A 26,242-nucleotide genomic window follows, 5' to 3' on the forward strand; every position below is an offset into this window, starting at 1 on the left:
CGTCAGGACGTGGCGGGGGCGTCGTCGGCGAGGTCGGCGAGCCCGCCCAGCACGGCGTCCCACCGGGCGCCGACGCCGTGCGCGTGGACGGTGCGCACGGCCTCGCCGTTCAGGGTCAGCTCGAGCCGTTCCTCGCTCAGCTGCTCGGCGAGCCCCGCGCCCCACTCGACGACGGTGACGCTGGCATCGAGGTCGGCGTCGAGGTCGAGGTCGTCGAGCTCGAGGGCGCTGCCGAGGCGGTAGGCGTCGACGTGCACGAGCGCAGGACCGCCGACGAGCGAGGGGTGCACCCGCGCGATGACGAAGGTCGGCGATGTGATCGGCCCGCGGACGCCGAGCCCCTCGGCGATGCCCTGGGTCAGGGTCGTCTTGCCCGCACCGAGGTCGCCGGTGAGCACGATCAGGTCACCGCCGCGCAGCACCTCGCCGAGCCGGCGCCCGAACGCCTGGGTGTCCTCGGTCGAGCGCCACGTGAAGGTCGCGGAGCGCGCCACGGCTCAAGCCTCGCGGGCCGGCCGCGCCGTCCGGCTGCGCGTGCCGCGTCGGCGCTGGGAGCGGACGAGCTCGTCGGCTTGCTGCTCGAGACGCCGCTGGCGACGGCCCTTGGCGACGTCGGTGACGATGCGACGCACGCGGGGCTGGCGCGACACGTCGACCTGCTCGGCCCGCGCCCGCGCGGACTGCTCGGCCAGCGTCACGAGCTGGGTGTTCAGCAGGTCGGGGTGCTCGAGCATGATGACGTGCCCGGCGTCGTTGACGACGACGTGCTCGGCGCCGGGGATCGCCTCGACGATGAGCTCGCTGTGCGAGGGCGGGGTGAGGATGTCCTCGCGGCCGTTGAAGACGAGGACGACGGCGTGCCGGAACGAGGCGAGCGTCGGCCGCTTGTCGAAGCCGTCGAAGGTCCTGAGGTAGTCGTTGATGACGTCGAGCGGCGTGCCGAGGAGGATGTCGGCGGTGTAGCGCACCACCGAGCGGGGCACCGGCGAGGCGAAGGAGTTCTGCTCGACGAGGAACAGCTCGACGTCGCGGCCGACCCGCCGGATGCGGCTGAACACCTCGGGGCGGCTCGACAGCGGCCCGAGGACGCCGGGTCCGAGCCGCTCGAGGAAGGTGCGCCCGAACGTGGCCATCCGCCCGCCGTTGGCGAGGGTGAGGCCGCCGGGGCTCGTCGCGACGAAGCCCGCGCCGATGACGCGGTCGGCGACGAGCGAGGGGTCGTGCTCGGCGAGCGACATCATCGTCATGCCGCCCATGGAGTGGCCGACGAGGACGACGTCGCCGGTGGGCACGAGCTGCTCGATGACGTGGCGGAGGTCCTCGCCGAGGCGCTCGATCGTGTAGCTGTCGCGCTCCCCGCGGCCGGAGCGGCCGTGACCGCGCTGGTCCCAGCTGACGACGCGGAACCCGGCCGCCTTGAGGGCGCGGCGCTGGTAGACCCAGCAGCGCAGGCTGAGGCAGTAGCCGTGGGTCAGCACGACGGTCGGCAGCTCGGACGCCCGACCGCGCCGCGTCGTGCCCCGCGCCGCGGCAGTCGCCGTGGCGGCGTCGGGCACGTCGACCTCGGCGTGGAGCGCGACCCCGTCGCTCGTCAGCACGACGTGCTCCTCGTCGGGGGTGATGTCGAGCAGCTCGGGGGTCTCGAGCGCAGCCATCGCCGCGCGGTGCTTGCCCGCGCGGTCGGCCGCGATGCCCGCGGCCACGCCGGCCGCGACGCCCGCGGCCACGCCGATGCTCGCGGCGGCGATCCCGAGGACGGGGTTTCGCCTCTGCCGTTCGGTCATGCCTGGTCCTTCGTCACCGCGACGCCGGACGCGTCGTCGGCGGTGGACGTACCCGCGGGTAGCGCCTCGCCCACATGCAGTCTCGGTACGCGGGCACCGAGGCGGGTCACGATCTCGTAGCTGATGGTGTCGGTGGCGTCGGCCCAGTCCTGCGCCGTCGGCTCGCCCGGCGCGCCACCGAAGAGGGTGACGACGTCGCCCGCCTGCGCCGTGGCGCCGGGGCCGAGGTCGACGACGAACTGGTCCATGCAGACGCGTCCGGCGATCGTCGTGCGGAGGTCGCCGACGCGCACCGGGCCCACGTTCGTCGCGTCGCGCGGGATGCCGTCGCCGTAGCCGGCGGGCACCAGGCCGACGACGGTGTCGACCTCTGGGGTGTAGACGTGGCCGTAGCTGATGCCCTGGCCGGCCGGGAGCCGCTTGACGAGCGCGAGCCGGGCTCGGAGCGTCATGACCGGCCGCAGGCCGAAGTCGTCGTCGACCTGCGGCACGGGGGTCAGGCCGTACATCGCGATACCGGGCCGCACGAGGTCGGCGTGCGCGGACGGGTGCACGAGCGTCGCGGCCGAGTTGGCCAGGTGGCGCAGCTCGGGCCGCAGCCCGGCACGCTCGCCCTCGGCGACGGCCTCGAAGAACCGCTCCTGCTGGGCGAGGACCGTCGGGTGCTCCGGGGCGTCCGCGTGCGCGAAGTGGGTCCAGACGCCGACGACGCGGATGACGCCCTCGGCCTCGAGGCGTCGGGCGTGGTCGACGAGGGTGCTCCAGTCGGCGCCGTACGCGCCACCCCGCCCGAGGCCGCTGTCGACCTTGAGGTGGATGCGTGCGGTGCGCCCGAGCGCCCGCGCGGCGACGGCGACCTCGTCGAGCACCCACGGGGCCGAGGCGGACAGGTCGATGTCGCGGGCCACGGCGCCGGCGAAGTCGCTGCCCGGCACGCTGAGCCAGGTGAGCAGGCGGGGCTCGGTGAGGCCCGCATCGCGCAGCGCGAACGCCTCGGCGAACTGGGCCGCGCCGAGCCACGTGGCGCCGGCGGCCACCGCGGTGCGCGCCACCGGCAGCAGGCCGTGTCCGTACGCGTCGGCCTTGACGACGGCCATGAACTCCGAGGACGGCGCGAGGGCGCGCAGCCTCCGCACGTTGGCGGCCAGCGCGTCGTGGTCGATCTCGGCCCACACCGTGGTGCCGTGCGTCGGGGACAGGCCCGGGCCGGCGTCGGGCCCGGGCTGTGGGCGGGACGCGTCGGGGGTGCCCGGCTCGTCGGGTGCGGTGGCGTGCGTCGTGCTCATCGGCAGCAGTCTCGCAGTTCCGGACGCCGTCCGCGTTCGCAGGGTCGTCGTGTGGCGCGTGGAACTCCGCGCTCACCCACTCCCCGCATCGAGTGAGCGCTCGGTCACTCTGGCCCCACGGACAGCTCGGGACACGTGGCTCACTCGGGGGACGAGCGGCCCCGCCGGATGAGGTCGCGGACCGTCGTGCGCACGCCCTGAGCCACGGCGAGCGCCCGCAGCGGCCCTCCCCCGGACACCCGGTCGGCGGTCACCCCGTGCACGAGCGCGCCGAGCGACCCGGCGTCGTGGGGTGACAGGCCCGAGGCGAGCAGGGTGCCGACGATCCCGGACAGCACGTCGCCGGCGCCGGCCGTCGCGAGCCACGGCGGTGCGTCGGCCTGGCTGCGCACCGGCTCGCCCTCGGTGACGACGAGCGTCGTCGCGCCCTTGAGCAGCACGGTGGCGCCGGTCAGCGCGGCGAGCCGACGCGCGTGGCGCAGCGGGTGGGCCTTGACGGCGTCCGCGGTGACCTCGGTGCCCGACAGCTCGGTGCCCGACGCCTCGAGGCGCGTCAGCAGGCGCGCGAGCTCCCCGGCGTGCGGGGTCAGCAGGGTCGGGGCGTCGCGTCGCCCGGTGACGAGGTCGAGGCCACCGGCGTCGACGACGACGGGCAGGTCGCCGGCGAGCGCGGCACGGGCCACGGCGAGCTGGGCACCGGCGTCGGCGTCGGCGTCGCCGCTCGACGCGTCGAGCCCGGGGCCGACGACCCACGCCTGCACGCGGCCCTCGCCGATGACCGCCTCGGGCACCGCCTGGCGCACGAGGGCCGTCGGGGTCGGGGTGCCGACGTAGCGCAGCATCCCGACGCCGGCCTCGGCCGCGGCCGTCGTGCAGAGCACTGCCGCGCCCGTGTATGCCTCGCCGCCCGCGACGACGCCGAGAACGCCGCGCGAGTACTTGTCGTCCGACTGGCCGGGCACCGGCCACAGCCGGGCAACGTCGTCATGGGTCAGCCGCTCGACCGCCGCGTCGACGTCGTCGAGGGGCAGGCCGATGTCGACGACGGTGAGCCGGCCCGAGGCCGCCTCGCCGGGCGGGAGGAGGTGCACCGGCTTCGGTGCGCCGAAGGTGACGGTCTCGTCGGCCCACACGGCGTCGTCGTCGGTGGGCTCGTCGCCGGTGGCGTCGCCGCCCGGCTGGCCGACCCCCGACGCCTCGCGCCAGCCGCCGTCGGGGTCGAGGCCGCTCGCGACGTCGACGGCCAGCACCCACGCGTCGTCGTCGACGGCGTCGACGAGCCGGGCGGCGTCGGGACGCAGGCCCGGACGACCCCCGATGCCGACGATCCCGTCGAGCACGACGTCGGCCTCGGCGACGGCCCGCGCGGCCGCGGCGGGGTCGTCCGCAGCCACGCGCACGACGGTGCCGGCCTCCTCGGCGGCGGCCAGGCCGGCCGGGTGGACGCCGTCGCGTCCGTTCGCGGGCAGCAGCACGACGGCGGCCGGGTAGCCGGCGTCGGCGAGATGGGCGACGGCGTACAGGGTGTCTCCCCCGTTGGCCCCGGCCCCGACGAGGCCGACGACGGTGGCGCCGTCGTGGTCGGCCAGCCGCGCGGCCGCGATCTCGGCCAGACCCCGAGAGGCGCGGTCCATCAGCTCGCCCTCGGGCAGCTCGGCCATCGCCGCCTGCTCGGCGGCGCGGACCGTCTCGACGTCGTACGCGCGGATCATCGGCTCTCCTCGGTGGTGTGGCGGGACAGCGGGAGCGGGTCGATCAGGAACGGCCGCTAGCCCTCGGCGATGACGACCGCGGAGGCGATGCCGGCGTCGTGGGACAGGGACACGTGGAAGCTGTCGACGCCGAGGTCGCCGGCGCGCGCCGCGACGGTGCCGCCGATCTCGAGGGAGGGCCGGCCGTCGTCGTTCGTCACGACGCGCGCGTCGGTCCAGTGCAGCCCGACCGGCGCGCCGAGCGCCTTGGCCAGGGCCTCCTTGGCGGCGAACCGAGCGGCGAGCGAGGCGATCCCGAGGTCGCGCTCCTCGGGGGTGAAGAGACGGTCGCGCAGCGCCGGCGTGCGCTCGAGCGTCTGCTCGAAGCGCGCGATGTCGACGACGTCGATGCCGACCCCGACGATCACGTCACTCGACCGTGACGGACTTGGCGAGGTTGCGGGGCTGGTCGACGTCGAGGCCCTTGGCCGTGGACAGCCACAGCGCGAAGACCTGCAGCGGCACGACCGTCAGGAGCGGTGCGAGCAGCGGCGACGTGGCGGGCACCCGGATGACCTCGTCGGCGAAGGGCTCGACGGAGTCGTCGCCCTCCTCGGCGATGACGAGGGTGCGGGCGCCGCGGGCACGGATCTCCTGGATGTTGGAGACGACCTTGCCGTGCAGCCCGTGCTCACTGGTCGGCGAGGGCACGACGACGAAGACCGGCTGGCCGGGCTCGATGAGCGCGATCGGGCCGTGCTTGAGCTCGCCGGCCGCGAAGCCCTCGGCGTGGATGTAGGCGAGCTCCTTGAGCTTGAGCGCGCCCTCCATGGCGATCGGGTAGCCGACGTGGCGGCCGAGGAAGAGGACCGAGCGGGTGTCGGCCATGAACTTGGCGATCTCCTTGACCCGGCCCATCTGGCCGAGCAGGGTCTCGATCTTGGCCGGGACCTGCGCGAGCTCCTTCATGACCGCGGCGGCGTCGTCGGCGAAGGACCCTCCGCGCAGCTGGGCGAGGTAGAGGCCGAGCACGTAGCAGGCGGTGATCTGGGCGAGGAACGCCTTCGTCGAGGCGACGGCGATCTCGGGGCCGGCGTGCGTGTAGAGGACGGCGTCGGACTCGCGCGGGATCGTCGAGCCGTGCGTGTTGCACACCGAGACGGTGAGGGCGCCGAGCTCGCGGGCGTGCTTGACGGCCATGAGCGTGTCCATCGTCTCGCCGGACTGGCTGATCGACACGACGAGGGTGCGCTCGTTCACGATCGGGTCGCAGTAGCGGAACTCGTGGGCGAGGGCGACCTCGACCGGGATCCGCGTCCAGTGCTCGATGGCGTACTTGGCGACCATGCCGGCGTAGGCGGCCGTGCCGCAGGCGACGATCGTGATGCGGTCGACGGCCTTGAGCTGCTCCTCGGAGATGCTCATCTCGTCGAGGACGAGCCGGCCGTCGGCGTCCGTGCGGCCGAGGAGCGTGTCGGCGACGGCGTGCGGCTGGTCGTTGATCTCCTTCTCCATGAACGTCGCGTAGCCGCCCTTCTCGGCGGCCGCGGCGTCCCACGTGACCTCGTAGGCCTTGCCCTCGGCGGGCGTGCCGTCGAAGTTGACGACGGTGGCGCCGTCGGGCGTGATCGTGACGATCTGGTCCTGGGCCAGCTCGAGGGCGTGGCGGGTGTGGCCGATGAAGGCCGCGACGTCGGAGCCGAGGTAGTTCGCGTCGTCGCCGAGGCCGACGACGAGCGGGCTGTTGCGGCGGGCCCCGACGACGACGCCAGGCTGGTCGGCGTGGATCGCGAGGAGCGTGAAGGCGCCCTCGAGGTCGGCGACGACGGCGCGCATGGCGGCCGTGAGGTCGTGCTCGCGCTCGTAGGCCGCCGCGACGAGGTGCGCGACGACCTCGGTGTCGGTCTCGCTCGTGAACTCGACGCCGTCGGCGAGCAGGCCCTTCTTCAGGGCGTGGAAGTTCTCGATGATGCCGTTGTGGATCAGGGCGAGCTTGCCGTCCTTGCCACCACGGTGCGGGTGGGCGTTCTCGTCGGTCGGCCCGCCGTGCGTGGCCCAGCGGGTGTGCCCGATGCCGGTGGTCGAGCTGGGCAGCGGGTGCGCCTCGAGCTCTGCGGCGAGGTTGGCCAGCTTGCCGGACTTCTTGCGGGTCTCCACGTGGTCGCCGTCGATGAGGGCGACACCGGCGGAGTCGTAGCCCCGGTACTCGAGCCGGGCCAGCCCCTCCATGACGACGTCGAGCGCCGTCCCGTCGTCCGAGCGCCCGACGTATCCAACGATTCCGCACATGGTCCCCAGCCTAGGGGACCCGCCGGGCACCCACAGCCACGCCCGCGCGGCAGCAGCGGGGCGCGTCCGACACAATGGCGGCGTGTCGCAGCGAACCAGCCGGCCGTCCGTCGATCCCGGCCCCGGTAACGGGGGGCCCGGCTCGCCGGTCCCCTCGCCGTACGTGGAGTTCGACCGCGCTGCCTGGTCGCGGCTGCGCGAGAACCACCCGCTCAACCTCGACGACGCCGACCTGACGCGGCTGCGCGGCCTCGGTGACCGCGTCGACCTCAACGAGGTCGAGGAGGTGTACCTGCCGCTGTCGCGCCTGCTCAACTTCTACGTCGGGGCGACCCGCCAGCTGCACCAGGTGACGAGCGACTTCCTCGGGGAGCGACCGGCCAAGACGCCGTTCGTCATCGGCGTCGCCGGCTCGGTCGCCGTGGGCAAGTCGACGACGGCCCGCATCCTGCGCGAGATGCTCGCGCGCTGGCCGGACACCCCCGAGGTCGCGCTCGTGACGACCGACGGGTTCCTCTTCCCCAACGCGGTCCTGGAGGAGCGCGGGCTGCTCGGGCGCAAGGGCTTCCCGGAGTCCTACGACCGCCGGGCGCTGCTGCGCTTCGTCGCCGACATCAAGTCCGGCCGCGCCGAGGTGTCGGCGCCCGTGTACTCGCACCTGACCTACGACATCGTCCCGGGCGAGCGCATCGTCGTGCGCCAGCCCGACGTGCTCATCGTCGAGGGCCTCAACGTGCTGCAGGCCCCCGAGGTGCACCCGGTGCGGGGCACGGGCCTGGCCGTCAGCGACTTCTTCGACTTCTCCGTCTTCGTCGACGCGTGGGTCGATGACATCCGCAGCTGGTACGTCGAGCGCTTCCTGCGCCTGCGCGAGACGGCGTTCTCGGACCCGCACTCCTACTTCCACCGCTACGCCGTCCTGTCCGACGACGAGGCGGTCGCGACGGCCAACCGCATCTGGCGCGAGATCAACGGCCCCAACCTCGTGCAGAACATCCAGCCGACGCGCTCGCGGGCGACGCTCGTGCTGACCAAGGGCGCCGACCACGGCGTCCGACGCGTCCGGCTCCGCAAGATCTGACCGCACCCCGGGCCCGCCCCGGCGTGGGCGGGCCGCTCGTCGTCTCTCGTCGTCTCTCGCCGTCGGCGCGGGTCAGCTCAGTACCAGTGCGGCGAGCGGGCCTGCCACGTCGACCACGCGTTGCACGGGTTGCCGTAGGACATGTCGATGTACCAGAGGCCCCACTTGATCTGGGTCAGCGGGTTGGTGCGCCAGTCGCCGCCCATCTGGGCCATCTTGCGGCCCGGGAGCGACTGCGGGATGCCGTAGGCGCCCGAGGACGGGTTCTCGGCCGTGTAGCGCCAGCCGCTCTCGCCGGTCCACAGGTTGACGAGGCAGTTGTACTGGGCGTCACTCGTCCAGCCGTAGTCGGCCATGAGGACGCGGGCGGCGCTCTTCGGGTCGTCGATGGCGTTGCCGATGGCGCGCTGGCGCTCCTTCTCCAGCGCGGCCTGCTCGGCGGCGGCCTTGGCCTCGGCGGCGGCCCGGGCCTTCTCCTTCTTCTTCTTGACCTCCAGGGCGGCCGCGTCGCGCAGGCCGGTGGCGGCGATGGCGGTGCGGCGCTCGTTGCGCGACACCGACGCCGCGGCGCGGTAGGTCGTGTCCACGGTCGAGGCGCGGGCCAGCTCGTCGGTCTGGGCGACGACGCCGGAGCCGACGACGAACGCGGCCGGGTCGGCGCCGATGAGGTTGGCCGACCGGGCGTAGGCGAAGCCGGACGCGCCGAGGCCCAGGGCCAGGGCGCCGGCGAGGACCGGGCGGCCGACGCGGCGCGTGCGCTTGGCCGGCTTGTGGTCGCGGCGACGCGTCAGCACCTGCGTGTCCTCCGACACGGCCGCGGCCGGGGACGGGACGGCCGGGGTGGAGCCGCGTCGCAGCGGGGCCGACGCGTCGGCGCCGAGCGCCGAGTGGCGGCGGGTGCGGTCATCGGTCGAGCGCTCGCGGGGCTCCGGGCGGACCGGCGCCTCACGGCGCGGCGCTGCGGGCTGCGCGCCGTCGCGACGGGGCGCGTCGGGGCGGGAGGCGTCGGGGCGCGTCAGCCGGGCCGTCGGCGCCGGACGCTCGGCCCGGGCCCACTCGTGCAGGGGGCGCTCGACCCGGGCGGGGCGCTCGGGTCGCTCGGCGCGCTGCGGCGTCGGGCGCTCGGGCTGGACGCGGTCGACCCGGGCGGTGCGGTCAGCGCTCTCGGCCCGGGCGGTCTGGGGGGCGTCGACGCGTTCACGGTCGGCGTGACGGTCGGCGTGGTGTCCCGGCTGGGGTCGGGTCGACCCGGTCGGGCCGGGTGCGGGGCTCGACGCGTTGCGATGGCGGCCTTCGTACCGTGCCATAGAGGTGGAGTCAGCCTTCCTGCGGTCTCGGGGCACGTCGGCCGTCCGCGCGGGCCGGGCCCCTGGCCAGTGCGCATGAGGGTGCGACTGGGGGCACGACGGTGGATGCGGGCGGCGCGACGGTGGAGGGGGGGTGTTCGAGGCGATCTCGGGCCCATCACGGCCTCGCTCCCCGTAGCCAAGTCGTTATCGTTCCGAGATCTTCAGCCCCCCACGGTGCCAGCCGACCCTGCCTCGAAGCAAGTCGGCCCCACCGCACGGGGCCCGGGTCACGCAGGTGACCCAGCGGTAAGGGTCCCCGAGTCGAGCACCCGGGGGCCCTGTACCGCGGTGTGACTCAGGTCACATCTCGATGCCTTCGAGCAGGTCCGTGACGAGCGCGGCGATGGGGCTGCGCTCACTGCGCGTCAGGGTGACGTGGGCGAAGAGCGGGTGGCCCTTGAGCTTCTCGATGACCGCCGCGACGCCGTCGTGCCGCCCGACCCGCAGGTTGTCGCGCTGGGCGACGTCGTGGGTCAGCACCACCTTGCTGTTCTGCCCGATGCGCGACAGGACCGTGAGCAGCACGTTGCGCTCGAGCGACTGGGCCTCGTCGACGATGACGAACGCGTCGTGCAGGGAGCGGCCGCGGATGTGGGTCAGCGGCAGCACCTCGAGCAGCCCACGGTCCATGACCTCCTCGACGACCTCCGTCGACACGAGGGCGCTCAGGGTGTCGAACACCGCCTGCCCCCACGGGTTCATCTTCTCGGCCTCGGAGCCCGGCAGGTAGCCGAGCTCCTGGCCGCCGACGGCGAACAGCGGCCGGAAGACGATGACCTTGCGCTGCGCGCGTCGCTCCATGACCGACTCGAGGCCGGCGCACAGCGCGAGCGCCGACTTGCCGGTGCCGGCGCGGCCACCGAGGCTGACGATGCCGACGTCGGGGTCGAGCAGCAGGTCGAGGGCGATGCGCTGCTCGGCGCTGCGGCCGTGCAGGCCGAACGCGTCGCGGTCGCCGCGCACGAGCCGGACCTGCTTGTCGGCACCGACCCGCCCCAGACCGCTTCCCCGCGGCGAGAGCAGGACCAGGCCTGTGTGGCAGGGCAGCTCGGCCGCGCCGGCGTGCTCGATGCGGCCGCGGTCGTAGAGCTGGTCGAGCTCGTCGGTGGTCACCTCGAGCTCGGTCATGCCGGTCCAGCCGGAGTCGACGCCCTGCTCGTGCCGGTACTCCTCCGCCTCGAGGCCGCACGCCGACGCCTTGACCCGCATCGGCAGGTCCTTGCTGACGATGGTGACGTCCGCGCCCTCGTTCGACAGGTTCTTGGCCACCGACAGGATGCGGGTGTCGTTGTCGCCGAGGCGGAAGCCGGCCGGCAGGGACATCGGGTCGGTGTGGTTGAGCTCGACGCGGAGCGTGCCGCCGGAGTCGCCGACGCGGACCGGCTCGTCGAGGCGCCCGGAGCTGATGCGCAGGTCGTCGAGCAGGCGCAGCGCCTGCCGGGCGAAGTAGCCGAGCTCGGGGTGGTGGCGCTTGCCCTCGAGCTCGGTGACGACGACGACGGGCAGGACCACCTCGTGCTCGGCGAACCGGAGCATGGCCCGAGGGTCGGACAGGAGCACCGACGTGTCGAGGACGTACGTCTTGTGCGACGGACGTTCGCTCGTCGTGCTGCGTGAAGTGGCGCGTGTGGAGGCCGCGGCCGGCTTGGTGGTCGTGCTGGCGGAGTCCGTCGTGACCGGACGAGTCGTGCGTGCCATGTCCCACTCCCTACGCGGCGCGCGTCGCGCGCCTACTCGCTCCCGAGGTGCCGGGCGGTGACCACCAGAGGGTGGCGCAGGGCCCGGCCCTCCGTCCTGAGCGATCGCTCCATCGGTGGGCCTCCTGGCAACGTCCGACGGGTGTCGGGCGTTGGCACGACGGTACGACCAGCAACCGACGGTGACGCGGATTGAGGGCTCGCGCGTCGTCGTGTCGCCAGAGTGTTCACCTGCCGGAAACATCGACGCCCACCAGGCGTCCAGACCCTCGTCGGCCTCGAGGCCCCGGACGACCCGTCAGTGCGTCAGGACCAGGGCGAGCGGCCCATGACGCGGACGTACTCGCGCTTCCAGGCCCACCGGCGCAGCGCGATGCCGAGCCCGACGAGGCCGAGACCGCCGAAGACGGCGAGGATGAGGTAGCCGACGTTCATCGCTGCGTCGGCTCCGGCGTCAGCCTGCTTCTCGAGCAGGAGGAAGAAGACGACGCCGACGACGATGAAGGCGAGGAAGAACAGCGCCATGAGTGCGGGCTCGCGGATCTTCAGTGTCAGCAGCCCGCGGTCCTGGCTGATGTAGGCGAACGGCTCCTCCGGAGGCGTCAGGCCCACGGCGAGCGGCCCATGACGCGGACGTACTCGCGCTTCCACCGCCAGCGGCGGATCCCGACGAACATGCCGAGCAGGCCGACCGCCCCGAACATCGCGAGCAGGCCCCAGCCGGCCCCGAGCGCACCCTCGGCCCCGCCGTCCGCGGCCTTCTTGCACACGACGAAGAATCCGACTCCGGCGGCGGCGATGACGGCGAAGAAGACCGTCATGACCCACGGTTCGCGGATCTGGCCGATGAACAGGCCGCCCTCGGGCACCGGGAACGGTTCCTTGGGCGGGGTCGCGCCGGACCGGGGCTGCTCAACCTGGTTCACGCGGCAGCCACCTCGCCGTAGAGGCGGGCGACCTCGTCGAGCAGGCCTGCCTCGTCGACGATCCCGCCCGTGCCGGTCCCCGGGCCGGACACGTCGCGCAGCGCCTCGTACCCGTCGCCCTGGGGGCGCACCGCCAGCGTGCGGTCGCCGTCGGCGGTCCGCACCTGGAGGATGACCGCAGCCCCCGCGTCGACGGCGAAGCGCTCCTTCATCATCCCGGTGACGAGCGCGGCCCGGTCCACGTCGGGCTCCCCGAGCCGGACGAACCACGAGGCGAGCTGGCGCGGCTGCATGAGCGCGGTGACGGTGTCGGACTCGAGCAGCGCGACGTACTCGACGTCGCCCCCGTCGGCACCCACGAAACCGATGCGCGACCACCGGTACGCCTTGCCGGTCACGTACTCGATGAGCGCCGCGTAGGACCGGGTCTGGCGGTTGCCGTCCTCGTCGAGGGTGAGCCAGCCGCGTGACACGAGCGAGGACGCGCCCCCGATGAGGGCCCCCTCCTGCGCGATCCGCGGGTCGCTGAGCAGGAAGTCGCCCGACGTGCGCGACGCCGCAGAGTCGTGTCGTGACAGGAGGTAGGCCAGCTCGCTGGCCCCGATGCCGACGATGTCGTCGGGCAGCTCGATGGCGGCGATGGGCGTCCCGCGCAGCGGGTCGTCGGCTCGGCCGTCGCGGGTGTCGGTCGTGTCGCTCATGTGCGTGTCCACCTGTCCTCGTGCTCGTCTCAGGTCGTCAGTCGAAGGGGTTCAGCGAAGAGATCACGTCGCCGGCCTTGTCGGCCACGTCGCCCGCGAAGTCGGCGACGTCGCCGGCGGCGTCACTGATGGCGTGGCCCGCATCGCCGGCGAAGTCCGAGATGTCGTCCCAGTGGTCGTAGACCAGCTGGCCCACGGCCATCGCGCCCGCGGCGGCTCCGGCGATCGCGTTGACCGGCGGGATCGGCACGAGGGCGACGGCACCGAGCGCGGTCATGGCACCGTCGTACCCCGCACGCCCGTAGTGGCCCTCGGCGATGTCGTTGGCCACCGTGAAGCCGCCCAGGGCCACGCCGGCCGGACCGAGCACCTTGCCGAAGGTGCCGAGGCCCTTGGCCAGCTTCGAGCCCTCTTCGAGCGCCGGGACGAAGCGTGACAGCGTCGACCAGTTCTTCGGGGCGAGGGCGTCACCGAACTCGGCGAGCCGCCCTGTCTTCCAGGCATTCCCGAGGTTCTTGAACAGCCCGAGCTCGCGGTCGAAGTTGCCGAGGTTGTTGGAGAAGTTCTTCAGCTTCAGGGCCAGGCCGGCCACCGTGCCGAGTGTCCCGGCCAGCTTGAAGGGCGTGAAGAGCGCCTTCGTCAGGTCGTAGCCGGGGATGCCGCCGTTGCCGCTGCCGCCGTTGCCGCCACCCGGGCCGAGGGGGCCGGCACCGCCGGAGCCCTGGCCGCTCGTCGTGTCCTGCGCGCCGGCGTTGCGGCGCAGCGCCTCCGCGAGCTTGCCGAGGTCGGTGCCGAACTGGCCCAGCTGCGCGTCGAGCGGCGGCCACTTGCTCATGAGGTGCTCGAGGTCGCCCCCGCCCCAGTTGCCCTTGATGGCGTTGACGGCCCGCGTGGCCTCGCCGCGGACGGTCTCGCACTCGCGCACGTGGCCGGTGATCCGCTCGGCCGCAGATCGCAGCGCGACCGGGTCGGCACCCTTCTTGTAGATGGCCATTGCTCTCCCCTGTGATGGACGACGTCCGAAACCTATGCATTGGTCCCCCGGCCTGCAATGGGGAGCAGTCCCCGTCGCGGCGCGGGTCGAGCCCCGCTCACGTTCCGAAGCGTCGGTGCCTCCCGGCATAGGCGCGCAGCGCGCGGAGGAAGTCGACGTGCCGGAAGTCGGGCCAGTAGGCCTCGCAGAAGTAGAACTCGGACGTCGCGCTCTGCCAGAGCAGGAAGCCGCCCAGGCGCTGCTCCCCCGACGTGCGGATGACGAGGTCGGGGTCGGGCTGGCCCTTGGTGTAGAGGTGCCCGGCGATGTCCTCGACGGTGATGCCGGCGGCGATCTGCTCGATCGACTCGCCTCGGGCGGCGCGCTCGAGCAGGAGGTCGCGGACGGCGTCGGCGATCTCACGACGCCCGCCGTACGGCACGGCGACGTTGACCGTCATGCCGGTGACGGCGGCGGTGCGCTCGGCCGAGGCGCGCAGGCTCTCCGCGGTGGCGGCCGGGAGCAGGTCGAGGGCACCGACGATGCGCACGTGCCAGTGACCCGCGTCGGCGAGGTCGGAGACCGCGGACTCGATGATCTTGAGCAGCGGCTCGAGCTCCTCCTGCGGGCGGTGCAGGTTGTCGGTCGAGAGCAGCCAGAGGGTCACGTACTCGACGCCGGCCTCGCGGCACCACTCGAGCAGCTCCTCGATCTTGTCGGCGCCGGCCTGGTGGCCGGTGGCCGTGCCCTCGCCGCGGGCCTTGGCCCAGCGACGGTTGCCGTCGAGCATGACGGCGACGTGACGAGGGAGGGACTCCTTGGGGAGGTCCTTGAGGACCCGGCGCTCGTACGCGCCGTAGACCACATCGCGCCACCCCACGGGGGCCTCCTCGTCGATGTCGGACGTCGCCGACCGCGGATGGGCCGCTGCCGGACCGCCGTCCACCGTTCGGGCAGCCCCGGTGGGCCACGCACCCACCGTACCCCTCGCCCGCTCAGGTCCGACCGCAGCCGGGCGCCGCCGCACCGGGCCTTCACACGACCTTCACAGGAGGAGCGCAGCACCTACGCCCCCGTAACCTACGGTTGCGTAGGTTAGACTCGCGCCATGACCCCCGAGCAGCACCGCACCCCCGGTCCGGACGTCGAGGACGCCGCGGGCCCCGTCGCCGAGCTCGTCGCCGCCGTCAAGCCACGGCTGCGCGGCTGGCTGCACCTCGGCATGTTCCCCGTCGCCGTCGTCGGCGGGCTCGTCCTCGTGCTCCTCTCCGACCCGGGGGCCGTGCGTACCGCGTCGGTCGTCTTCACGATCACCGCCGCCCTGCTCTTCGGGGTGTCCGCGGTCTACCACCGCGGCACGTGGGGGCCGCGCGCCGGCGCGCTGCTCAAGCGGCTCGACCACTCGAACATCTACCTCATCATCGCCGGCACCTACACGCCGTTCGCCGTGACGCTGCTGCCCACCACCCAGGCCCGGATCCTGCTGTCGATCATCTGGTCCGCGGCGATCGGCGGCGTCGTGTTCCGCATCCTGTGGGTCAGCGCGCCGCGCTGGCTCTACACCGGCCTCTACATCGCGCTCGGCTGGACCGCGGTCTTCTACGTCGTGCCGTTCTGGAAGGCCGGCGGCCCGCTCATCGGCTCGCTCATCGGCCTCGGCGGCATCCTCTACACCGTCGGCGGCGTCATCTACGGCACGAAGCGCCCCAACCCCTCGCCGCGCTGGTTCGGCTTCCACGAGGTCTTCCACGCCTTCACCCTCGGCGGGTTCGCCTCGCACTTCGCCGCGGTCACGCTCGCGGTCGTCGGCTACCAGGCCGTCAGCTGAGGCGTCGCCACCCCTGAGCCCAGACGCGGAAGAGGCCCCCGGCGATGCCGGGGGCCTCTTGCGTGTGCGTCGGGTCGACGTCGCGCGCGCTGGTCGCTCCTCAGCGCGTCGGACCCTGCGGGTCGGTACCGTCGCCGCCCGATGCGTCCGGCCCGTCCGTCGGGCCGGTGCTCGACGCGTCGGTGCCCGACGCGTCCGTGGCGTCGGCGCCCAGACCGTCGCGGGTGGCGTCCTCCTGGGCACGCTCACGGTCGCGGTAGGCCATCCGGCGCAGCCGCGAGTTCATGTTGCGCACGAGGAACCACAGCGCCACGGCAAGGACGAAGAACGCGATGAAGCCCCAGATCCCGGGGCCGATGGGCAGGTTGCCGCCGTCGGCCATCAGTCCTGCACCTCCTCGCCGGACGCGTCTGCTCCGGCCTGCTCGTCGGTAGTGGTGTCGGCGTCCGAGTGCGTCTCGGCGCTGTCGCCGCGGACCGCGCCGGTCGAGGTGACAGCCTCGGCGGCGCCCTCCTGCGGCTCGGGCGCCTCGGGGAGTCGCCCGTCGTAGGCGACCGAGAGGTCGCGGCGGGTCGCGAGCGCGTCGGCGTCGGCCGGCGTGCCGAGGCCGGCGAAGAGGTCGTCCTCGCCGTCGGCGACCGGCACGTACGAGAGTGCGGCCTCGAACTGCTCGATGGGCCAGACCCGCTGCTGGATCGACAGCGGCACCTGGAACCAGAAGCCGTCGGGATCGACCTGCGTCGCGTGGGCCAGCAGCGCGCGGTCACGCGTCTCGAAGTACTCGCCGCAGTCGATGGTCGTCGTGCGGCCGTCGCGGCGCGGCTTCCAGTTCGCGAGCCACTCGGCGTACGGGCTCTCGAGGCCCTCCTGCACCATCGCCTCGTGGATGAGGGTGAGGCGCTCCTTGCTCCAGCCGCCGTTGTAGTAGATCTTCAGCGGCTGCCACGGCTCGCCGGCGTGCGGGTAGCGTTCGGGGTCGCCGGCCGCCTCGAACGCCGCCATCGACACCGTGTGGCACATGATGTGGTCCGGGTGCGGGTAGCCACCCTTCTCGTCGTAGGTCGTCATGACGTGCGGACGCCACTGCCGGATGACGCGCACGAGCGCCTCGGTGGTCACCTCGAGGTCCTCGAGGCCGAAGCAGCCGACGGGCAGCGGCGGCAGCGGGTCTCCCTCGGGCAGGCCGGAGTCGACGAAGCCGAGCCACGTGTGCTCGCAGCCGAGGACCTCCTGGGCCGCCTTCATCTCGTCGCGCCGTACCTGCGCGATGTCGCGCAGGATGTGGGCGTCGTTCTTCAGCTTCTCGTTGAGGATGTCGCCCCGCTCCCCGCCCGTGCAGGAGACGACCATCACCGACGCGCCCTCCGCGACGTACTTCGCGGTGGTCGCGGCGCCCTTGCTCGACTCGTCGTCGGGGTGCGCGTGCACCGCCATCAACCTCATGCCCTCGGCCACGTGGCTCCCTGCTGTCGTCCGTCGTTGTGATCGGTGGTTGGGGGTCGCGCGGCGATGCCGGGTGGGCGTGCCGCGGACGCGTCGACGGGCGGCTGCTGGGCTGCTGCCGGACCGCCGTCGGAGGCCCGCGTCCCGTGGGGGACACTTGACCCGTCCGCCATCCTCTCACCACCCGTCGCGCCTGCCGCCCGGGCCTCGACCGCCAGGACCACTGCATGCCGTCCCGACCGACGCTCCCCCGCCCCGCTCCCGGCACGACGAAGTGGTGGGTCATCGGCACCCTCGGCGTCCTCGCGATGTCGGCGATCGCCGTGTGGTTCGGGCTGTCGGCGACGCTCGGTCGGCCCGCGTTCGAGACCGTCGGCTACAAGGTCGTCGACGACCGCACCGTCCGCGTCACCTTCACCCTGACGCGTCCGGACGGCAAGGCCCTGACGTGCACCGTCGAGGCCCTGGCCCGCGACTTCTCCCCCGTCGGCACGGCGCGCGTCACCGTGCCGGCCGGCCCCGACACGGTGACGACGACGGCCACGCTGCGCACGACGTCGCGGGCCGTCACGGGACAGGTCCGCGACTGCGGCTGACGCGCCTGCGAGACCGGGACGAACCGCCACGGACCGGACCGGCGCGCGGCACCACTGAACCGGTCATGACCTGCGTCTTCGAGAGCCCCTTTGCTACGCTTGGTCCTTCACCCAGGGTCCGGACCGGTTGCCCGCGCAGGCAGATGCCAGCAGGCGACAGCCACGGTCGGGCCCTTCGTACATGTGAGACGCCCACGCGGACCCGCGTGGGCGTCGGTTCATAGAGGAGTGACACAAGTGACCGAGACTGCTGCTGGTGGTTTCCTGACGCAGGAGGCCTACGACCGCCTCAAGGCGGAGCTGGACCACCTGTCCGGCGAGGGTCGCATCGAGATCGCGCAGAAGATCGAGGAGGCCCGCGAGGAGGGCGACCTCAAGGAGAACGGCGGCTACCACGCCGCGCGCGAGGAGCAGGGCAAGATGGAGGCCCGCATCCGACAGCTCACCGAGCTGCTCCACAACGCGAAGATCGGCGAGACCCCGGCCGACGACGGTGTCGTCGAGCCCGGCATGGTAGTCACCGTCGAGATCTTCGGCGACGAGGAGACCTTCCTTCTCGGCAACCGTGAGATCGCCGACGGCTCCGACCTGCAGGTCTTCTCGGAGAAGTCCGCCATGGGCGCCGCCATCAACGGCAAGAGCGTCGGCGACAGCACCTCCTACGAGGCCCCGAACGGCAAGACCGTCGAGGTGAAGATCCTCAAGGCCAAGCCCTACAAGGCCTGACCCCACGCGTCGAACGGGCCGGATCCCCTCACGGGGAGCCGGCCCGTTCCGCATCCCAACCCCTCCCACCCGTCGAAAGGCCACGTTCGGTCGCCTCCACCCGTCGAGTGGCCACGTTCGGTCGCCTTCCACCCGTCGAGTGGCCACGTTCGGTCGCCTCCCACCCGTCGAGTGGCCACGTTCGGTCGCCTCCCACCCGTCGAGTGGCCACGTTCGGTCGCCTCTCACCCGTCGAAAGGCTCCTGGGCGCGTCAGCGGGCTCGTCGGCGGCGCAGCGTCTGGAACTGCTGGGGCGCCAGGAACTGCGGCGCACTGCCCGCCACGTCCACCAGGTGCGGGCTGATGCCCAGGTGCCCAGCCAGCTCACTCAGCTTCGCGGCCCGAGCTTCGGCACGGAAGATGTGCTCGGCCTCGATCTCGACGACGGTCCAGTCCCCGGCTTCGAAGCTCCGGCGCCGGCCGCGGTCGTGGTTCCGGTCGCGCGTCCGGCTGTGGAACTGCGCTCCCTGGTACTCGCCGACGACGCGCTGCTCCGCCCAGACGAGATCGCCGAGCCCGAGCCAGTCCCCGTCGAGGCTGACCACGTCCGCATTGTGCGTCGGTTCGGGCAGGCCGGCTCGCACGACCATGAGCCGACTGCGGGTCTCCATCGGTGACCAGGCCCGCGGCCGCACGCGGTGCCGCGCATAGCTGAGCGTGACCTTTCCGCGGGGCCGCACCCTGCGCTCCAGTGCCTCGCGGAGTCGCGCCTCGCTGCCGACGAGGTTGAGGGCTGCGTCGCCCGCGGCGATCAGGTCGTCGAGGCCGACAGGTCTGCCCGGCCCCACGTACTCTCCGAGGTCGACCCAGGTGTCCGCCGCGTCGACAACGGGCAGCCCCTGCACCTGGACGACGGAACGGCTCTCGAGCCCACGATGCCCTGACACCTCCGCCCGACGCACCCGGTTGGCACTGGTCGGCGTGATGATGTGGACCAGACCGTCGTCCTCGAGTGCGAGGGGCACCGGGATGCCGAGCAGTCGTGCAGCCGTGACGTGGGAGAAGGCGAACGGGCGGGGAGCCGCGACCGCGAAGGCCCGGAGCTGGTCGACGAGGGTCTCGGGGAGACCGGTGCGGCGCACTCCCCAGGTCGGCGTCCACAGGTCGTGGGCGCGTGTTCGCGCTCGAGCTACGCCGCGACGGCGCGCCTCGGACACCAGGAACGGACGCGACTCGAGGTCTGAAGGCAGAGGCGCAGGGTCCATGACCAGCACGGTGCTTCTGCCTGAGCGAACAGGCCACGGCCTCGACGCCCCGGTGTGGATGACCACCTCCCCGGCGCGGGGATGTGGATAGGTGGCCTTTCGACAGGCCAGAAGCAGCCGAACGTGGCCTTTCGACAGGCCAGAAGCAGCCGAACGTGGCCTCTCGACGAGTGGGAGGCAGCCGAACGTGGCCTCTCGACGAGTGGGAGGCAGCCGAACGTGGCCTCTCGACGAGTGGGAGGCAGCCGAACGTGGCCTCTCGACGAGTGGGAGGCAGCCGAACGTGGCCTCTCGACGAGTGGGAGGCAGCCGAACGTGGCCTCTCGACGAGTGGGAGGCAGCCGAACGTGGCCTCTCGACGAGTGGGAGGCAGCCGAACGTGGCCTCTCGACGAGTGGGAGGCAGCCGAACGTGGCCTCTCGACGAGTGGGAGGCAGCCGAACGTGGCCTCTCGACGAGTGGGAGGCAGCCGAACGTGGCCTCTCGACGAGTGGGAGGCAGCCGAACGTGGCCTCTCGACGAGTGGGAGGCAGCCGAACGTGGCCTCTCGACGAGTGGGAGGCAGCCGAACGTGGCCTCTCGACGAGTGGGAGGCAGCCGAACGTGGCCTCTCGACGAGTGGGAGGCAGCCGAACGTGGCCTCTCGACGAGTGGGAGGCAGCCGAACGTGGCCTCTCGACGAGTGGGAGGCAGCCGAACGTGGCCTCTCGACGAGTGGGAGGCAGCCGAACGTGGCCTCTCGACGAGTGGGAGGCAGCCGAACGTGGCCTCTCGACGAGTGGGAGGCAGCCGAACGTGGCCTCTCGACGGTTGAGGCGGAGGCGTCACGGGAGGATCTGGGCGGCGACGGCACGGGCGAGGTCGGGGGCATCGGCGGCGAGGAGCCCGGCGGCGAAGAGCAGGTAGCGCTCGTCGACCCGGGCCCGGGCCCCGCGCGGTACCTTCCAGCCACCGGCATGGTCGGCGAGCACCGCCCCCAGGACGCGGTCGCGGCCCGAGGCGTCGGCGTGGCGCAGGACGCCGCCCGAGCCGGCGAGCGTCGTGACGTTGGCGAGCGGCCGCGGCGACTCGGTGGGCTGGGCCGGACGCGCGTGGCGGCGGACCGCGACGAGCGCGGCGAGGCGGGCCAGCTCGAGGTCGAGGCCTCGCTCGGTGGCGTCGGTCGGCAGCAGGCCCGGCTGCTCGTGGGCGCGCGCGGCCCACGCGCGCAGGCCCTCGACGCCCGACGCGTCGGAGACCGGGGCCAGGAGGTGCTCGTCGGCGGCCGCCTCGAGGACGTGCAGGGCGTTCCAGCGCAGGCCGAGGTCGCCCTCGACGGTGCGCGCGTGCCAGAGCGGCGCGACGACGTCCTTGCGCAGCGACGCGTCCTCGCCTTCCGGCGTCAGGCACGAGTAGACGTCGGTCGTCGCTCCCCCGACGTCGACGACCATGACGTCGCCGCCGCCGAGCCCGGCGAGCACCTCGACGCCGCGCAGCACGGCGTCTGGCGTCGCGGCCTGCACCATGGCGGCGAAGGCTGGGTCGCGCGACAGGCCCTTGCCGCCGATGACGTGGTGCAGGAAGGCCTGCCGGATCGCGGCCCGCGCCGACTCCGGGGCGATGACGCCGATCTGCGGCAGGACGTTGTCCGCCGCGACGGTCGGCCGCGCCGTCGCGGCGAGCAGGGCGAGCGCCTCGTCGCGCGCCCCCACGTTGCCGGCGACGACGACAGGTACGGCATGGGCCCCGTGCCCGCCGACCGCGAGGCGCGCGAGCCGCTCGGCGTTGTGGAGCAGCACGTCGGCGTTGCCGCCGTCGGTGCCGCCGACGAGCAGCACGATGTCGGGTCGCGACGCGCGGACCGCGGCAGCGGCATCGGTCGTCAGGGCGCCCGCGGCGACATGCACGACCTTGGCACCCGCCGACAGCCCGACGCGGTGGCCGGCCTGCGCGGTGACGGTGGCCTCGTAGCCTACGACCGCGAGCCGCAGCCCTCCCCCGGCGCTCGAGCAGGCCCGGACCGACGCGTCGGCCGGCACCTCGAGCGACGCGCGGAGCGTGCGGTAGCCGTCGAGGACGTCACCGCGACCGAGCGTGCCGGTCGTCGGCGTGGCAGCGGTCGCCACGACCGTGCCGTCGTCGGCGAGCAGCGCACCTTTGGTGAAGGTCGAGCCGAAGTCGACCGCGAGGAGCGTCACGCGGGAGAGGGTGCCGGGCTCAGCCGTGGATGTCGAGCGCCTCGCGGAGGTCGTCGATGAGGTCGTCGACGTCCTCGATGCCCACCGAGAGGCGGATGAGGTCGCCGGGCACCTCGAGCTCGGTGCCGGCGACGCTCGCGTGCGTCATGCGGCCCGGGTGCTCGATGAGCGACTCGACGCCGCCGAGGGACTCCCCGAGGGTCCAGAGGCTGACGGCCGCGCACGCCTTGACGGCGGCGTCCTCGCCCCGGCGCATCCGGAAGCTGACCATGCCGCCGAAGCGCTTCATCTGGCGCGCGGCGACGTCGTGGTTGGCGTGTTCGGGCAGGCCCGGGTAGAGCACCTGCGAGACGCCGTCGTGGCCCTGGAGGAACTCCACGACCTTCTCGGCGTTGTCGCAGTGGCGCTCCATGCGCACGGCGAGGGTCTTGAGGCCGCGCAGCGTCAGCCACGAGTCGAACGGTCCGGCGACGCCGCCGATGCTGTTCTGGTGGAAGGCGATCCGGTCCTCGGCGTCGGTCATCCCGGGCACGGTGATGTCGGCGCGAGTGACGACGGCGCCACCGACGACGTCGCTGTGGCCGCCGGAGTACTTCGTCGTCGAGTGCGTGACGATGTCGGCGCCCAGCGCGATTGGACTCTGCAGGTACGCCGTGGCGAAGGTGTTGTCGACGACGAGCACGGCCCCGGCCTCGTGGGCGATGGCGGCGATGGCCTCGATGTCGGCGATGCCGAGGAGCGGGTTGGTGGGCGTCTCGACCCAGACCATCTTCGTCTGGCCGGGACGGACAGCCGCGCGGACGGCCTCGAGGTCGCCCATGTGCGCGATCGAGTGCTCGATGCCCTGCGGCCGCGCCACCTTGTTGAAGTAGCGGTACGTGCCGCCGTACGCGTCGTCGGGCACGACGACGTGGTCGCCCGGCAGCAGCAGGGCGCGCGCCACGGTGTCCTGGCCCGCGAGGCCCGAGGCGAAGGCGAAGCCACGGCTGCCGCCCTCGAGCGCGGCGATGCACTCCTCGAGCGCGGTGCGGGTCGGGTTGGCCGACCGGCTGTACTCGTAGCCGTTCCGGAAGCCGCCGATGCCGTCCTGCTTGTACGTCGACACCTGGTAGATCGGGGTGACGACCGCCCCGGTCGACGCGTCGGCCTCCTGGCCGGCGTGGATGGCGCGTGTGGAGAAGCCGTGCTCGTCAGACATGGGCACGAGCCTATGCCCTGACACCGGCCCCTCCCACCGCCCACCTGTGGGTGCGATGGAATCGGCCGTGAGCCCGCATCCACCTCTGAGATGCTGCCGACGTGGGGTCCGACTTCGCCTACTCGAACCACAGCCACCGACCCCGGGGGCCGGTGCTCTCGACGTTGTCGGCCGTCGTGCCCGCCGTCCGCGTCGTGCAGGAGCAGGTGCAGCCGTACGCCACGTGGTGGGAGACGCACAACCGGGTGGCGGCGTCGGGCCGCGAGCCGTTGTGGGTGGCCCTCGGCGACTCCATGACCCAGGGCATCGGCGCGACCGCGCCCGACCGCGGCTGGGTCGGGCAGCTCGACGACCGACTCACCCGGCGTGGCTGGGAGCACCGCGTCGTCAACCTCGGGGTCAACGGCGCGCGCGTCGAGGACCTGCTCGACCGGCAGCTGCCGGTGCTCGAGGCGCTGAGCACCGCGGACCGTCCTGCCGTCCTCGTCACGGTCCTCATCGGCTCGAACGACATCGTGCTGCGCCGCCACCGCCGCTCGCTCGTCGAGCGATTCGGCCGGATGCTCGACCTCCTCCCCGAGCACGCCGTCGTGTCGAACCTGCCCAACCCGCGCCACGAGGCCCGGGCCATCGACGCCATGCTCCGCGAGCGCGCCGAGGCCGGACGGCTGGTGCTCGTCGACCTCCGACGCGAGGGGCCGCGCTCGTGGCGGGGGCGCCTCGCCTCCGACCGGTTCCACCCGAACGACCGGGGCTACGCCGACCTGGCGACGATCGTCGAGCGCGCGCTGGAACGCTCCGGGCTGCTGACCCGGTCCTGAGCGGTCCGACCCGGGACGCTCAGTCGAGCGGGTCGAGGATGCGGTGCAGGAACTGCCGGGCGCGCTCGGTGGCCGGACGCGTCAGCACCTCGGCCGGGGTCCCGCGCTCGACGACGACGCCGCCGTCCATGAAGAGCACCTGGTCGGCGACCTGCTGCGCGAAGCGGATCTCGTGCGTCACGACGACCATCGTCCATCCTTGTGCCGCAAGGTCCTTCATGACCGTGAGCACCTCGCCGACGAGCTCGGGGTCGAGGGCCGACGTCGGCTCGTCGAAGAGCATCAGCTCGGGCCGGATCGCGAGGGCCCGGGCGATGCCGACGCGCTGCTGCTGGCCGCCGGAGAGCTGGTAGGGGTAGGCGTCGGCCTTCTCGGCGAGCCCGACGAGCGAGAGCAGCTCGCGGCCCTCGCGCTCGGCCACGGACCGGTCGCGGCCCTGCACGAGGACCGGCCCTGACGTGACGTTCTGCAGCACGGTGAGGTGCGGGAAGAGGTTGTGCGCCTGGAAGACCATGCCGCTGCGGGCCCGGAGGTCGGCGACCTGCCGCTTGGTCACCGGGCGCGCGCCGAAGTCGACCTCGACGTCGCCGATGCGCACGAGCCCGGCGTCCGCGACGTCGAGGGCGTTGAGCGAGCGCAGCAGGGTCGTCTTGCCGGAGCCGGACGGCCCGATGACGACGGTGACGCTGCCGGCCGGCACCTCGAAGTCGACGGACCGGAGCACCTCGTGCTCGCCGAACGCCTTGGCGAGGCCGGTGACCGACACGAGCGGACGCGTCGCGTCGGGGAACGCTGGGGTGGTGGGCTGGTCGGTCATGCGGCCACGTACCTGTTCTGTCGTTCCTCGAGCCGGGCCTGCCCGATGGACAGCACGAGGCAGACGACCCAGTAGTAGACCGCGGCGACGCTGTACAGCGCGAAGAACTGGTACGTCGGGGCCGCGGCCTCCTGGGCGACGCGGAGCAGCTCGGTCACCTGGATCGTCGAGGCCAGCGAGGTGTCCTTGACGAGGGAGATGAGGGTGTTGGACAGCGGCGGGATCGCGGTGCGCGCCGCCTGCGGCAGGACGACGCGTCGCAGCGTCGTCACGTAGCCCATGCCGACCGTCGACGCCGCCTCCCACTGCCCCTTGGGCACCGACAGGATCGCCGAGCGGATGATCTCCGCGGCGTAGCCGCCGACGTTGAGGGTGAAGGCGAGGATCGCGGCCGGGAAGGGGTCGAAGCTGACGCCGAGCGAGGGCAGGCCGTAGTAGATGATGAACAGCTGCAGCAGCAGCGGCGTGCCGCGGATGACCGAGACGTAGACCCGGGCGATGCCCGACACGACGCGCACCTTCGACAGGCGCATCAGGGCGACGGCGAGCGCCACGACGAGCCCGAGCACGAAGCTGATGAGGGTGAGCGGGATCGTCGCGGTGACGGTCGCGCGCAGCAGCGGCCCGAGCGAGTCGAGGATCAGCTGGACGGTCTGGTCGTTCACGAGGCGGTGGACGTCGGGGTCGGCATGGGAGTCGTCGTCATGCGGGTCGCCGTGCCCCGGGTCAGGAGGCGGACGCGGCGGGCTTGACCGACACGTCGGAGCCGAAGTACTTCTCCGACAGCTTCTTCAGCGTGCCGTCGGCCTCGAGGTCGGCCAGGGCCTTGTCGATGGCGGCGACGAGGTCGGAGTCCTTGCGGGTGGCGACGACCTGCTCGGAGACGTCGCCGGTCTTCGCGGCGATCTTGACGCCCTGGTCACCCGTCGACTTCTGGTAGTCGAGGACGGCGAGGCTGTCGTTGACGGTGGCGTCGACACGCTTCTGCTTGAGCAGGGTGACGGCCTGGGTGAAGCCCTCGACCGACTCGACCTGGGCGCCGGCGTCCTTGGCGACCTGCGCCCAGTTGCTCGTCAGGCTCTGCGCGGACTTCTTGCCGGAGAGGCCGGCCATCGAGGTGATCGACGCGTCGTCGGCGCGCGTCGCGATGACGCCCTCGGACCACGTGTACGTCGAGGACAGTCCGTAGAGGCCGGCGCGCTCGGGGTTCTTCGTGACCTGGTTGACGACGACGTCGAAGCGCTTGGAGGTGAGACCGGCGAAGATCGCGTCCCACGGGGTCTCGACGTACTCGACCTTGACGCCGAGCTTGTCGGCGACGGCCTTGGCGACCTCGACGTCGTAGCCGGTGAGGGCATTGGTCTTCGGGTCGTGGAAGGAGAAGGGCGAGTACGTGCCCTCGGTCCCGACCTTGAGGACCTTGGCGTCCTTGACGGCCTGCAGGTCCGAGCCGCCGCCCGAGGTCGAGCTGCACGCGGCGAGCACCGCGGTCAGGAGGGTGACGAGCAGGACGGTGAGGGCGGACCTCGAGCGCATGGGTGGGACTTCCTGATCTGGAGGCGGGTCGGTGGGCGGGATGCGTCGACGGCGCACGATATAACGCAGTGTTGGGATC

26 protein-coding genes are annotated in these 26,242 nt (G+C 72.8%); 5 read left to right on the forward strand and 21 right to left on the reverse strand.

Annotated elements, in window-relative coordinates:
* Nucleotides 1–2: 2 nt before the first annotated feature.
* The 6 genes from tsaE to glmS all read right to left on the reverse strand — a co-directional run bounded on the left by tsaE (nt 3) and on the right by glmS (nt 7,050).
* Nucleotides 3–494, reverse strand: coding sequence for a tRNA (adenosine(37)-N6)-threonylcarbamoyltransferase complex ATPase subunit type 1 TsaE (gene tsaE, locus RY076_RS18955; protein WP_323100788.1), 492 nt, complete (start codon nt 492–494; stop codon nt 3–5).
* A gap of 3 nt (nt 495–497) precedes the next feature.
* Entirely contained in the window at nt 498–1,784 is a 1,287-nt protein-coding gene (locus tag RY076_RS18960) for an alpha/beta fold hydrolase (RefSeq protein WP_323100789.1), read from the reverse strand.
* Nucleotides 1,781–3,070: an alanine racemase gene (gene alr / locus RY076_RS18965; RefSeq protein WP_323100791.1), complete on the reverse strand. Its 1,290-nt coding sequence runs from the start codon at nt 3,068–3,070 to the stop codon at nt 1,781–1,783. The genes RY076_RS18960 and alr overlap by 4 nt, the downstream gene beginning before the upstream one ends.
* Nucleotides 3,071–3,210: 140 nt before the next feature.
* Entirely contained in the window at nt 3,211–4,782 is a 1,572-nt protein-coding gene (locus RY076_RS18970; RefSeq protein ID WP_323100793.1) for a bifunctional ADP-dependent NAD(P)H-hydrate dehydratase/NAD(P)H-hydrate epimerase, read from the reverse strand.
* A 56-nt stretch (nt 4,783–4,838) separates the two neighbouring features.
* The gene (locus RY076_RS18975) at nt 4,839–5,189 is read right to left on the reverse strand and encodes a holo-ACP synthase (protein WP_323100794.1); all 351 of its coding nucleotides are present in this window, start codon (nt 5,187–5,189) and stop codon (nt 4,839–4,841) included.
* Between the two features lies 1 nt (nt 5,190).
* Nucleotides 5,191–7,050, reverse strand: a complete 1,860-nt coding sequence (glmS, locus tag RY076_RS18980) for a glutamine--fructose-6-phosphate transaminase (isomerizing) (protein ID WP_323100796.1) — start codon at nt 7,048–7,050, stop codon at nt 5,191–5,193.
* 82 nt (nt 7,051–7,132) lie between these two features.
* Here glmS and coaA point away from each other — a divergent pair, with 82 nt between their 5' ends.
* Nucleotides 7,133–8,131, forward strand: coding sequence for a type I pantothenate kinase (gene coaA / locus RY076_RS18985; protein WP_413785800.1), 999 nt, complete (start codon nt 7,133–7,135; stop codon nt 8,129–8,131).
* A 77-nt stretch (nt 8,132–8,208) separates the two neighbouring features.
* Here coaA and RY076_RS18990 read toward each other — a convergent pair whose 3' ends face one another.
* The 7 genes from RY076_RS18990 to RY076_RS19020 form a co-directional block, all read right to left on the reverse strand.
* Nucleotides 8,209–9,438, reverse strand: a complete 1,230-nt coding sequence (locus RY076_RS18990; protein ID WP_323100797.1) for an aggregation-promoting factor C-terminal-like domain-containing protein — start codon at nt 9,436–9,438, stop codon at nt 8,209–8,211.
* 342 nt (nt 9,439–9,780) lie between these two features.
* Nucleotides 9,781–11,016 carry a PhoH family protein gene (locus RY076_RS18995; RefSeq protein WP_413785803.1) on the reverse strand — a complete coding sequence of 412 codons (1,236 nt, stop codon included), beginning with the start codon at nt 11,014–11,016 and terminating at the stop codon, nt 9,781–9,783.
* A gap of 467 nt (nt 11,017–11,483) precedes the next feature.
* Complete coding sequence (locus tag RY076_RS19000) at nt 11,484–11,789, reverse strand: hypothetical protein (RefSeq protein WP_323100800.1); 306 nt, start codon at nt 11,787–11,789, stop codon at nt 11,484–11,486.
* Complete coding sequence (locus RY076_RS19005) at nt 11,780–12,103, reverse strand: hypothetical protein (protein ID WP_323100802.1); 324 nt, start codon at nt 12,101–12,103, stop codon at nt 11,780–11,782. The genes RY076_RS19000 and RY076_RS19005 overlap by 10 nt, the downstream gene beginning before the upstream one ends.
* Nucleotides 12,100–12,804 carry a hypothetical protein gene (locus RY076_RS19010; protein ID WP_323100803.1) on the reverse strand — a complete coding sequence of 235 codons (705 nt, stop codon included), beginning with the start codon at nt 12,802–12,804 and terminating at the stop codon, nt 12,100–12,102. The genes RY076_RS19005 and RY076_RS19010 overlap by 4 nt, the downstream gene beginning before the upstream one ends.
* A gap of 37 nt (nt 12,805–12,841) precedes the next feature.
* Nucleotides 12,842–13,798, reverse strand: coding sequence for a WXG100 family type VII secretion target (locus RY076_RS19015; RefSeq protein ID WP_323100805.1), 957 nt, complete (start codon nt 13,796–13,798; stop codon nt 12,842–12,844).
* A 97-nt stretch (nt 13,799–13,895) separates the two neighbouring features.
* Entirely contained in the window at nt 13,896–14,657 is a 762-nt protein-coding gene (locus tag RY076_RS19020; RefSeq protein ID WP_323100806.1) for an isoprenyl transferase, read from the reverse strand.
* Between the two features lie 228 nt (nt 14,658–14,885).
* Between RY076_RS19020 and trhA the strand changes: the two genes are divergently transcribed.
* Nucleotides 14,886–15,605, forward strand: a complete 720-nt coding sequence (gene trhA / locus RY076_RS19025; RefSeq protein ID WP_323100808.1) for a PAQR family membrane homeostasis protein TrhA — start codon at nt 14,886–14,888, stop codon at nt 15,603–15,605.
* 100 nt (nt 15,606–15,705) lie between these two features.
* Here the strand turns inward: trhA and RY076_RS19030 are convergent, their stop codons facing one another.
* Complete coding sequence (locus tag RY076_RS19030) at nt 15,706–15,987, reverse strand: hypothetical protein (RefSeq protein ID WP_323100810.1); 282 nt, start codon at nt 15,985–15,987, stop codon at nt 15,706–15,708.
* Nucleotides 15,987–17,039, reverse strand: coding sequence for a mycothiol conjugate amidase Mca (gene mca / locus RY076_RS19035; RefSeq protein WP_413785801.1), 1,053 nt, complete (start codon nt 17,037–17,039; stop codon nt 15,987–15,989). The genes RY076_RS19030 and mca overlap by 1 nt, the downstream gene beginning before the upstream one ends.
* 236 nt (nt 17,040–17,275) lie before the next feature.
* Between mca and RY076_RS19040 the strand changes: the two genes are divergently transcribed.
* Both RY076_RS19040 and greA read left to right on the forward strand, forming a co-directional pair.
* The gene (locus tag RY076_RS19040) at nt 17,276–17,644 is read left to right on the forward strand and encodes a DUF4307 domain-containing protein (RefSeq protein WP_323100814.1); all 369 of its coding nucleotides are present in this window, start codon (nt 17,276–17,278) and stop codon (nt 17,642–17,644) included.
* A 237-nt stretch (nt 17,645–17,881) separates the two neighbouring features.
* A complete protein-coding gene (gene greA, locus RY076_RS19045; RefSeq protein ID WP_323100816.1) occupies nt 17,882–18,370 on the forward strand; it encodes a transcription elongation factor GreA in 489 nt (162 codons plus the stop codon).
* Between the two features lie 251 nt (nt 18,371–18,621).
* Here greA and RY076_RS19050 read toward each other — a convergent pair whose 3' ends face one another.
* The 3 genes from RY076_RS19050 to RY076_RS19060 form a co-directional block, all read right to left on the reverse strand.
* Nucleotides 18,622–19,374, reverse strand: coding sequence for a hypothetical protein (locus RY076_RS19050; protein ID WP_323100818.1), 753 nt, complete (start codon nt 19,372–19,374; stop codon nt 18,622–18,624).
* Between the two features lie 1,064 nt (nt 19,375–20,438).
* Nucleotides 20,439–21,791 carry a glutamate mutase L gene (locus tag RY076_RS19055; RefSeq protein ID WP_323100820.1) on the reverse strand — a complete coding sequence of 451 codons (1,353 nt, stop codon included), beginning with the start codon at nt 21,789–21,791 and terminating at the stop codon, nt 20,439–20,441.
* Nucleotides 21,792–21,810: 19 nt separating this feature from the next.
* Nucleotides 21,811–22,989, reverse strand: coding sequence for a cystathionine gamma-synthase (locus tag RY076_RS19060; RefSeq protein ID WP_323100821.1), 1,179 nt, complete (start codon nt 22,987–22,989; stop codon nt 21,811–21,813).
* Between the two features lie 101 nt (nt 22,990–23,090).
* Between RY076_RS19060 and RY076_RS19065 the strand changes: the two genes are divergently transcribed.
* The gene (locus RY076_RS19065) at nt 23,091–23,810 is read left to right on the forward strand and encodes an SGNH/GDSL hydrolase family protein (RefSeq protein ID WP_323100822.1); all 720 of its coding nucleotides are present in this window, start codon (nt 23,091–23,093) and stop codon (nt 23,808–23,810) included.
* A gap of 19 nt (nt 23,811–23,829) precedes the next feature.
* On the opposite strand, the gene RY076_RS19070 is transcribed toward RY076_RS19065, so the two are convergent.
* From RY076_RS19070 to RY076_RS19080, 3 genes are all read right to left on the reverse strand, one after another.
* Nucleotides 23,830–24,627 (reverse strand): amino acid ABC transporter ATP-binding protein, encoded by a 798-nt coding sequence (locus tag RY076_RS19070; protein ID WP_323100824.1) that lies wholly within the window; start codon nt 24,625–24,627, stop codon nt 23,830–23,832.
* On the reverse strand, nt 24,624–25,292 hold the full coding sequence (locus RY076_RS19075; protein ID WP_323100826.1) for an amino acid ABC transporter permease: 669 nt from the start codon (nt 25,290–25,292) through the stop codon (nt 24,624–24,626). Before RY076_RS19075 ends, RY076_RS19070 begins: the two co-directional genes overlap by 4 nt.
* Before the next feature lie 61 nt (nt 25,293–25,353).
* Nucleotides 25,354–26,163: an amino acid ABC transporter substrate-binding protein gene (locus tag RY076_RS19080; RefSeq protein WP_323100827.1), complete on the reverse strand. Its 810-nt coding sequence runs from the start codon at nt 26,161–26,163 to the stop codon at nt 25,354–25,356.
* Between the last annotated feature and the right edge of the window lie 79 nt (nt 26,164–26,242).

This window comes from Intrasporangium zincisolvens (assembly GCF_034724055.1).
GTDB classification, from domain to species: domain Bacteria; phylum Actinomycetota; class Actinomycetes; order Actinomycetales; family Dermatophilaceae; genus Monashia; species Monashia zincisolvens.